At 33.0% G+C, this 5,428-nt stretch carries 5 protein-coding genes; 3 read left to right on the forward strand and 2 right to left on the reverse strand.

Annotated elements, in window-relative coordinates:
* Positions 1-348: helical backbone metal receptor (locus tag AADI82_RS13495; protein ID WP_341216950.1), on the forward strand; the 348-nt coding region annotated here is incomplete at its 5' end.
* Positions 349-527: 179 nt separating this feature from the next.
* Here the strand turns inward: AADI82_RS13495 and AADI82_RS13500 are convergent.
* A complete protein-coding gene (locus tag AADI82_RS13500) occupies positions 528-725 on the reverse strand; it encodes a Lacal_2735 family protein (protein ID WP_341216951.1) in 198 nt (65 codons plus the stop codon).
* Between the two features lie 118 nt (positions 726-843).
* The gene (locus AADI82_RS13505; RefSeq protein ID WP_341216952.1) at positions 844-1,548 is read right to left on the reverse strand and encodes a DUF4197 domain-containing protein; all 705 of its coding nucleotides are present in this window, start codon (positions 1,546-1,548) and stop codon (positions 844-846) included.
* A gap of 140 nt (positions 1,549-1,688) precedes the next feature.
* Between AADI82_RS13505 and AADI82_RS13510 the strand changes: the two genes are divergently transcribed.
* Together AADI82_RS13510 and AADI82_RS13515 are read left to right on the forward strand one after the other, a co-directional pair.
* Positions 1,689-2,546 (forward strand): MBL fold metallo-hydrolase, encoded by an 858-nt coding sequence (locus AADI82_RS13510; RefSeq protein WP_341216953.1) that lies wholly within the window; start codon positions 1,689-1,691, stop codon positions 2,544-2,546.
* Positions 2,547-2,796: 250 nt separating this feature from the next.
* The coding region (locus AADI82_RS13515; RefSeq protein ID WP_341216954.1) for a methylmalonyl-CoA mutase family protein at positions 2,797-5,428 on the forward strand (2,632 nt) is incomplete at its 3' end.

Consider the following 5,428-nt stretch of genomic DNA (forward strand, 5'->3'; position numbering starts at 1 on the left):
GCTTATTTTATTTGGAAAAACCCGTGGATGGTTGCAGGAAACGATACTTTTATTGATTATTTATTAGAGCTGAATAAATTTGAAAATATTTACCAAACTAAAAACCGTTACCCAGAAATAGAGCTCAACAATACAACAATTAACAAAGAAGTAACTGTGATTTTATTATCAAGCGAACCCTTTCCGTTTAACAATTCACATAAAAAAGAAGTACAAGCGTTTTACCCAAATGCCAATATAATTATAGCAGATGGTGAAATGTTTTCGTGGTACGGATCAAGACTTACAAAGGCTTTTGCGTATTTTAAAAGCTTGCGCTTAAATCTTGAGGCTTTTCAAGTTTTGTAGTATCTTCTACAAAATTTGCAATTTTAGTTTCCAATTCCTTTAAACTAATTAACTTACTTAGGTTGGGCTTAATTTTGCCAACTCTACAAAAATGTTGATTCATAACGTTCTTTTTTATATATAAAGTACGTGTAAATCAGTTTTTTAGATGTAACGAAAAAGTTAAAAAATTGCTAAACTTATGCTGAGGTTTGAGATAACTCTCTAGATAAATATTTTAATCGATTAAGTTTATTTAGAAGTTTTATAGCCCTGTATTCCGAAATGTCGCTTAAAGCAGAATCTGTTTGACGAAAATTGTAAGCTTGCTCAACAAGTTCTTTATAACGTTTGTTAAGTTTTGTTTGATTGCTTTTTATAAGGTTAATTCTGTCCATTTTACTATTCTGAAAATCAAGCTATTAAATATACATCTTTTATTTAAAAATAAAAAGAAGCTAGCTATTATTTTTTTGAATGATTCAGAAAAGTATTTATTAATAGATTATTAGTCATTTAATCCTGTAAAGCAAATACCTTTTTCAATAAATCTGTAGTTCTCGACGAGAGTTTGGTACGTATTTCTTTTTCTTCAACGGCAATCATGGTATAAACGCCTTTTAAAGCTTCGCCCGTAACATAATCGGTTAAATCTGGGTTTACATTATTGGTAAAAGGGATGTTGTTGTATTTGTTAATTAAGTTATTCCAAATCTCATCGGCACCAACTTTAGCAAAAGAGTTTTTAATAACGGGGTTAAATTTATCGTATAAAGCCGTTTGCGTTTTACTGGTTAAATATTGTGTTGCGGCGTCATTATTTCCTAATAAAATATTTTTTGCATCGGCAAAAGTAATCCCTTTTACAGCATCAACAAAAATGGGTGTGGCTTCTTTTACGGCATCTTCAGCAGCTCTGTTAAGCACTTTTAAACCTTCGTCGGCTAATTTACTTAAACCAATATCTCTAAGTGCTTTATCAACTTTTTGTAATTCTTCGGGTAATAATATTTTAACCAATTCATTTTTAAAAAAACCATCGGTTTGTGTTAGTTTTGTTACTTGTTTATCTATTCCAAAGTCTAAGGCTTGTCGTAATCCAGAAGCTATTTCGGCATTTCCAATACCTCCGCTTTGTGGTAATTGTTTGGCTATTTCTTGTAATTCTGCACATGCAGTTAAGTTGAATATTAAGAAGACTGCTAAAAATTTACGAATCATAATTTATGTTTTATATATTTAACAAAGATATATTTTTACAAATGAAGTTATTCCAAATACTATGCCTAATATTTTGTGTTTCATTGTTTAATTGTGAGGCTAACAAAAAGAAAGAAACAAAGAAATTAACCGAAAAGCCAATGCAATATATTACGGTTTTAGGCATTGCACAAGATGCTGGATTCCCCCAAATCAATTGTAATAAAGTGTGTTGTGAAGCCTTTTATAAAGGAGAAGAATCGAAGAAATTAATTTCGTGTTTAGGTTTGGTTGATTTAAAGCATAACAAAAAATGGTTGTTTGATGCGACTCCAGATGTTGCAGCGCAAACGCAGTTACTTAAAGAAAATCATTTAGATAATAATAAAGTGATTGATGGTGTATTTTTAACGCATGCACATATTGGGCATTATACAGGATTGATGTATTTTGGAAGAGAGGCTTTAGGCGGAAATAGCATTCCAGTTTATGCGATGCCTAAAATGAAAAGCTTTATAGAAAACAATGGACCATGGAGTCAGTTAGTTAAGTTAAATAATATTGATTTAAAAACGCTCAGAAATGATTCGATAATTACATTAAATTCAAAATTAAAAGTAACGTCTTTTTTAGTACCGCATCGCGATGAATTTTCAGAAACGGTTGGTTATAAAATTGAAGGACAAAATAAATCAGCTTTATTTATTCCTGATATTAATAAATGGCAATTATGGGAAAAAAGTATTATTGAGGAAGTTAAAAAAGTAGATTATGCCTTTTTAGACGCTACCTTTTTTAAGGAAGGCGAAATACCAAGACCTATGAGCGAAGTTCCGCATCCATTTATTCAAGAAACCATTAAGTTATTTGAAAAGGAATCAAATACAACTAAAAACAAAATTCATTTTATACATTTTAATCATACTAATCCCACGTTAAAAGATAAGCACAAATTAAAAGATAGTATTCAAAATTTAGGGTTTCATTTTGCTAAACAAGGTGCTGTTTACGGCTTGTAGTTAATAAGTATACTTTTAATGAAAGGCATCTTGAGAGAAAGATGCCCTTTAGTAAAACTCCAATTAATCCCTTAATTAGCGACTTAGGTTTTATCGTTATTTTCTTAAGACACAAAGAAAAAAGTTAAGTCACATTTTAATTTAAAGTATCAAGAAACGAAAATTTAAAGCTTTATATAATTTAATATAAATAGCCTGATTTTTTGAATATTCCGTAAATTTGTAACATAAAATTCAAGATTCTTTAAGAATGACACAAGTAACACCTTACAAGCCAAAGTATAAAGTTAGAATTGTAACCGCTGCATCACTTTTTGACGGACACGATGCATCCATTAATATTATGCGTCGAATTATTCAAGCTACAGGCGTAGAGGTAATTCACTTAGGTCACGATAGAAGTGTTGAAGAGGTTGTAAACACAGCTATTCAAGAAGATGCTAATGCTATTTGTTTAACCTCGTATCAAGGAGGTCATAACGAGTATTTTAAGTATATGTTTGATTTACTTAAAGAACGCAGGGCAGAACATATTAAAATTTTTGGCGGCGGCGGTGGTGTTATTTTACCATCTGAAATCAAAGATTTAATGGATTATGGGATTACGCGTATTTATTCACCAGATGATGGTCGCGAAATGGGCTTACAAGGCATGATTAACGATTTGGTTAAGAAATCTGATTACGAAATCCCATCCCTAACCCTTCCCAAAGGGAAGGGAATTAAAGAATCTCTAAAAGATAAAGATGTAAATACAATTGCTAGATTAATTTCTTTCGCTGAGAATAAGCATGAGGTTTTCGAAGAAAGCCTTTCTCCTTTGGAGAAAACGGGAAAAGAGGCTTCTGTTTTAGGAATTACAGGAACAGGTGGTGCAGGAAAATCATCATTAGTTGATGAATTGGTACGTCGTTTTTTAATAGATTTTCCAGAAAAAACAGTGGGTTTAGTATCTGTCGATCCCTCAAAACGAAAAACTGGAGGCGCACTTTTAGGTGATCGTATTCGTATGAATGCTATCAATTCTCCACGAGTTTATATGCGAAGTTTAGCAACGCGCCAATCTAATTTAGCTTTATCTAAATATGTAAACGAAGCTGTTGAGGTTTTAAAAGCTGCTGAATACGATTTGATTATTTTGGAAACTTCTGGAATTGGACAATCAGATACCGAAATTATAGAACACTCAGATGTATCATTGTATGTAATGACACCAGAATTTGGTGCAGCAACACAATTAGAAAAAATTGATATGCTTGATTTTGCTGATTTAGTAGCGATTAACAAATTTGATAAAAGAGGTTCTTTAGATGCGTTGCGTGATGTAAAAAAACAGTACATGCGTAATAATAATCTTTGGGATACACCACAAGATGAATTGCCTGTTTTTGGAACGATTGCGTCTCAATTTAACGACCCAGGAATGAATACGCTTTATAAAGCCATCATGGATAAGTTAGTTGAAAAAGCAGGCTCTGATTTAAAATCTACTTTTCATATTTCTGATGAAATGAGCGAAAAGATTTTTGTCATTCCGCCATCTAGAACACGTTATCTATCTGAAATTGCTGAAAATAATAGAGCTTACGATAAAAAAGCAAATGAGCAGGTTGAAGTTGCTCAAAGACTATATGGGGTTTATAAAACGCTAGAATCTGTTGTTGGAAGCAAACTACGATTAGATAAAGCAGGAATTGAAAGTGAGTCTGTTAGTTCGAGTGCAGTCGAGAACAAAGACTTCGTTAGAATGCTTATTGCAGAATTTGACAGAGTAAAACTCAATCTAGACCCATACAATTGGGAAGTGATTACTGGTTGGGATGAAAAAGTAAACACATACAAAAACCCAATTTATTCATTTAAAGTTCGTGATAAAGAAATCAAAATTGAAACGCACACAGAGTCATTGTCTCATATGCAAATACCAAAAGTGGCGTTGCCAAAATACCAAGCCTGGGGAGATGTATTAAAATGGTGTTTACAAGAAAATGTGCCAGGGGAATTTCCCTATGCATCAGGATTATATCCTTTTAAACGTACCGGTGAAGATCCAGCCCGTATGTTTGCTGGTGAAGGTGGTCCAGAACGAACCAACCGTCGTTTTCATTATGTAAGTGCAGGTTTGCCAGCAAAACGTTTATCTACGGCTTTTGATAGTGTGACGCTTTACGGAAACGATCCAGATTTGCGTCCAGATATTTATGGGAAAATCGGGAATGCTGGAGTTAGTATTTGCTGTTTAGATGATGCTAAAAAACTGTATTCTGGTTTCGATTTAGCAAATGTAATGACATCAGTAAGCATGACTATTAATGGTCCAGCCCCCATGTTATTAGGCTTTTTTATGAATGCTGCAATCGACCAACAATGCGAGCTTTATATTAAAGAAAAAGGTTTAGAAGACGACGTTGAAAGAAAAATTGAAAAGATTTATAAAGGTAAGGAACGTCCAAAATATAATGGTGAATTACCAGAAGGAAACAATGGATTAGGACTAATGCTTCTTGGTGTTACTGGTGATCAAGTATTGCCAGCAGACGTTTACGTTGACATTAAAAAGAACACGATAGCTCAAGTTAGAGGAACGGTACAAGCCGATATTTTAAAAGAAGACCAAGCGCAAAACACCTGTATTTTTTCAACTGAATTTGCGTTACGTTTAATGGGCGATGTTCAGGAATATTTCATAGAAAATAATGTTCGTAATTTCTATTCAGTTTCTATTTCCGGTTACCATATTGCAGAAGCTGGAGCAAACCCAATTACGCAATTAGCATTGACTTTATCTAATGGTTTTACTTACGTGGAGTATTATTTAAGCAGAGGAATGGACATCAATAAATTTGGTCCAAACTTATCGTTCTTTTTCTCTAACGGAATCG

It is taken from the genome of uncultured Wocania sp. (genome assembly GCF_964021735.1).
Classification (GTDB): domain Bacteria; phylum Bacteroidota; class Bacteroidia; order Flavobacteriales; family Flavobacteriaceae; genus Wocania_A.

What these genes read in the sequence shown, in the direction of transcription:
- AADI82_RS13500 (WP_341216951.1), bottom strand. Translation starts at nt 725, where the DNA reads ATGGACAGAATTAACCTTATAAAAAGCAATCAAACAAAACTTAACAAA.
- AADI82_RS13505 (WP_341216952.1), bottom strand. Translation starts at nt 1,548, where the DNA reads ATGATTCGTAAATTTTTAGCAGTCTTCTTAATATTCAACTTAACTGCA.
- AADI82_RS13510 (WP_341216953.1), top strand. Translation starts at nt 1,689, where the DNA reads ATGCAATATATTACGGTTTTAGGCATTGCACAAGATGCTGGATTCCCC.